Origin of the sequence: Mycolicibacterium vulneris, assembly GCF_002104765.1 — a bacterium.
Lineage (GTDB): Bacteria > Actinomycetota > Actinomycetes > Mycobacteriales > Mycobacteriaceae > Mycobacterium > Mycobacterium vulneris.
Window position 1 is genome coordinate 1 of sequence record NZ_NCXM01000068.1, and the last position, 4774, is coordinate 4774.

The following is a 4774-nucleotide window of genomic DNA, read 5'->3' on the forward strand; positions in this document are numbered from 1 at the left end:
CCGATGGCGGGACCGTGACGGTCAGCTCGGGTGGGGCCCTGACCGATGGCGGGACCGTGACGGTCGGCTCGGGTGGCGCGCTGTCGGATAGCGGGTCGGTGAGCATCGGTTCTGCCGGCACGTTGACGGATGGCGGGACGGTGACCGTCACTGGCGGCGGCACGTTGACCGATGGCGGTGCTCTGACCAATACGGGTGGGTCCCTGGTGGTCAGTACTGGTGGTAGCGATAGCGGCACCCTGGCCGTGGGCCCGGGTGGCACCTTCACCGATGGCGGCACCCTGACCGTCAATGCTGGTGGCACGTTGTCGGATAGCGGGACGGTGACGGTGGCCAGTGGCGGCACGTTGTCTGATGGTGGCGTGGTCACGGTGAATTCGGGTGGGGTGTTGGCGGATGATGGTGTGCTGACGGTGAATTCGGGTGGGGTGTTGACGGATGGTGGTTCGTTGACGGTGGGTTCTGGTGTGACCCTGGTCGATGATGGCACGGTCAATATCAACAGCGGTGCCAGTGTGGCGGGCACGATTGATGTGGGTTCGACGGGTGTGCTTAATGTCGGTGACGGCGGCACGTTGAGCGTGGGTTCTTCTGGCACGTTGTCCGATGGCGGTGTGGTGACCGTTAATTCAGGTGGGGCGTTGACGGATAGTGGTTCCGTCACGGTCAACGGTGGTGCGGTTTTGGGTTCGGGTGGCACCCTGACGGATGGCGGCACCGTCACGGTGGCCGATGGTGGCACTCTGTCCGTTGATGGGGGCTCGGTTCTGGGTTCGGGTGGTCTCCTTACCGACAGCGGCAGTCTGACGGTCGCGAACGGTGGCACGTTGTCGGTCAATGGTGGGTCGGTTCTGGGGTCCGGGGGCACCGTGACGGTGGGTTCGGGTGGCACGTTGACCGATGGCGGGACCGTGACTGTCAGCAGTGGGGGGGTTCTGGGGTCGGGTGGCACCGTGACCGATGGTGGGACTGTGACCATCAGCTCGGGCGGCACTTTGACGGATGGCGGGACTGTGACGGTCACTGGCGGCGGGGTGCTCACCGATGGCGGCACCCTGACGAATACGGGTGGGTCCCTGGTGGTCAGTACTGGTGGTAGCGATAGCGGCACCTTGACCGTGAGTCCTGGTGTCAGCTTCACCGATAGCGGCACGCTGACCGTGAACACTGGCGGCACCTTGACCGACAGCGGAACCGTCACTGTCTCCAGCGGTGGGACGTTGACCGACAGCGGAACCGTCACTGTCTCTAGCGGTGGGGCGTTGACCGATAGCGGCACGCTGACGGTTAACTCGGGTGGCACCTTGACCGATAGCGGCACGCTGAGTGTCGACTCTGGCATCACCCTTACCGATAGCGGGACGGTGACGGTGAATTCGGGTGGCGTGTTGACGGATAGCGGCACGGTGACCGTGAGCTCGGGTGGCACGTTGTCGGATGGCGGGACGGTGACGGTCGCCAGTGGCGGCACGTTGTCTGATGGTGGTGTGGTCACGGTGAATTCGGGTGGGGTGTTGACCGATGATGGTGCGTTGACGGTGAATTCGGGTGGGGTGTTGACGGATGGTGGTTCGTTGACGGTGGGTTCTGGTGTCACCCTCACCGATAGCGGCACGCTGAATGTCGACAGCGGTGCCAGTGTGGCGGGCACGATCGACGTGAGTTCCACGGGTGCGCTCAACGTCGATAGCGGCGGCACGTTGACTGTGGGTGCTACCGGGACGTTGACCGATGGTGGTGCGGTCACGGTGAATTCGGGTGGGGCGTTGACGGATAGCGGGACTGTCACGGTCAACGGTGGTGCGGTTTTGGGTTCGGGTGGCACCCTGACGGATGGCGGCACCGTCACGGTGGCCGATGGTGGCACTCTGTCCGTTGATGGGGGCTCGGTTCTGGGCTCGGGTGGTCTCCTTACCGACAGCGGCAGTCTCACCGTGGCCAACGGCGGCACTTTGTCCGTCGGTGGGGGGTCGGTTGTCGGTTCCGGGGGCACGGTGACGGTCAGTTCCGGTGGCGTGCTCACTGATGGTGGCACCGTGACGGTCAGCGGTGGGGGGGTTCTGGGGTCGGGTGGCACCTTGACTGATGGCGGGACTGTGACGGTCAGCTCGGGTGGGGCCCTGACCGATGGCGGGACCGTGACGGTCAGCTCGGGTGGGGCCCTGACCGATGGCGGGACCGTGACGGTCGGCTCGGGTGGCACGTTGACCGACAGCGGCGCCGTGACCGTCAACGCCGGCGGCACATTGACTGACAGCGGCACGCTGACCGTCAACGCCGGCGGCACCCTGACGGACAGCGGAACCGTCACTGTCGCCAGCGGTGGGACGTTGACCGACAGCGGAGCGGTCACGGTGAATTCGGGTGGGGTGCTGACGGATAGCGGTGCGCTGACGATCAACTCGGGTGGCGTGTTGACGGATAGCGGAACGCTCACGATGGATTCCGGTGTCACCGTGGTCGATAACGGCACGATGAATATCAACAGTAGTGTGAGTCTGACCGGCAGCACGATCGACGTGGGCTCCACTGGCGCGCTCAACGTCGATAACGGTGGCACGCTCACCGTCGGTGCCACCGGCACGCTTACCGACGGCGGTGCCGTCACCGTTAACTCAGGCGGGGCATTGAGCGACAGCGGCACCGTCACTGTCAACGGTGGAGCGGTTCTCGGTTCCGGTGGAACCCTCACTAACAGCGGCAGTCTCACCGTGGCGAACGGCGGCGCTCTCAACGTCGACGCCGGAACGGTTCTCGGCTCCGGCGGAACGCTCAGTAACAGCGGCACCCTCACCGTCGGCAACGGCGCTACTCTCTCCGCAAACGGCGGCACAATCCTGGGCTCCGGCGGCGCCATCACCGACAGCGGCACCCTCACCGTCGCGAACGGCGGCGCCGTCTCCGTCAACGGCGGGGCGGGTGTCGGCTCCGGTGGAACCGTGACCATCAGCTCCGGCGGTGCCCTCACCGATGGGGGCACCCTGACCGTCGGCGGCGGAGGGATTCTCGGCTCCGGCGGCACCTTGACCGACGGCGGCACTCTGACGATCAGCGCCAGCGGCACCTTGGCCGACGGCGGCACGTTGACCGTGAGCTCGGGTGCCACGCTGACCGACGGCGGCGCCCTGACCGTGGGCTCCGGCGGCGCCCTGACCGTCGACACCGGCGGCGCCCTGACGGACAGCGGCGCATTGACTGTGAGCTCGGGTGGCACCCTGAGCGACGCTGGGACCGTCACCGTCACCGGGGGCGGGACGCTTACCGACGGCGGCGCAGTGACCAATACGGGCGGGACCATCATTATCAGTACCGGTGGCACCGATAGCGGTACATTGACCGTCAGCTCCGGTGGCACCCTCACTGATAGCGGCACGGTGACCGTGGGTTCGGGTGGCACCCTGACGGACAGCGGGACCGTCACCGTTGCCAGCGGGGGGACGTTGACCGACAGCGGGACTGTGGCGGTCACCAGCGGCGGCACGTTGGCGGATAGTGGTGCGCTGACGATCAATTCGGGTGGCACGTTGACTGATGGCGGAACGCTCACCGTCGGTTCTGGTGTCACTCTGACGGACGACGGCACGCTGGACATCAACAGCGCGTTCAGCCTCAGTGGCACGATCGACGTGGGTTCCACCGGTTCGCTCACCGTGAATAACGGCGGGACCCTGGCCGTCGGTCCGGGCGCCACATTGACCGACGGTGGGACTGTCACGGTCAATGCTGGTGGCACGTTGACGGATAGTGGCACCGTCACTGTCGCCAGTGGTGGCAGCCTGACCGATGGTGGTGCGCTGACGGTGAATTCGGGTGGGGTGTTGACCGACAGTGGCTCGTTCACTGTGGATTCTGGTGTCACGGTGGTGGATAACGGGACGTTGAATGTCAATGGTGGTGCCGGGGTTGCGGGCACGATTGATGTGGGGTCCTCGGGTGTGGTGAATGTGAACGGCGGGGGCACGCTGAGTGTCGGTTCTACGGGTGCGTTGACCGATGGTGGTGTGGTGACGGTGCATTCGGGTGGGGCGTTGACCGATGGCGGGACTGTCACTGTCAACGGTGGGTCGGTTCTGGGGTCTGGTGGCACCTTCACGGACAGCGGCACCGTGAGTGTCACGAATGGCGGAACTCTTTCCGTTGATGGTGGGTCGGTGCTGGGTTCGGGTGGGGTGCTCACTGATGGGGGCAGCCTGACGGTGGCTCATGGCGGTGCCCTGTCGGTGAATGGGGGGTCGGTCCTCGGGTCCGGGGGGACGGTGACGGTGGGTTCGGGTGGCACGTTGACCGATGGCGGGTCCGTCACGGTCGGCAGTGGGGGGGTGCTGGGCTCGGGTGGCACCTTGACTGATGGCGGGACCGTGACGGTCAGTGCCGGTGGCACTTTGACTGATGGCGGGACCGTGACGGTCAGTTCGGGTGGCTTGTTGACTGATGGCGGGACCGTGACGGTCAGTTCGGGTGGCACGTTGACCGATAGCGGCGCCGTGACCGTTGGTTCCGCTGGGGCTTTGACGGACGGCGGGACGGTCACCGTCAATGCTGGTGGCACGTTGACCGATGGCGGTGCCCTCACGATCGATTCGGGTGGCAGCCTGACCGATAGCGGCACCGTGACGGTCAGCTCGGGCGGCGCCCTGACTGATGGCGGCACGCTGACGGTCAATGCTGGTGGCACGCTGACGGATAGCGGCACGCTGACGGTCAATGCTGGTGGCACGTTGACGGATAGTGGCACCGTCACTGTCGCCAGTGGTGGCAGCCTGACCGATGGTGG

General features: G+C 65.8%; 1 protein-coding gene. It reads left to right on the top strand.

Features of this window, described 5'->3' with window-relative positions:
- Window positions 1-140 precede the first annotated feature (140 nt).
- On the top strand, window positions 141-4774 hold a 4634-nt coding region (locus B8W69_RS31905; protein ID WP_220084582.1), incomplete at its 3' end, for a beta strand repeat-containing protein.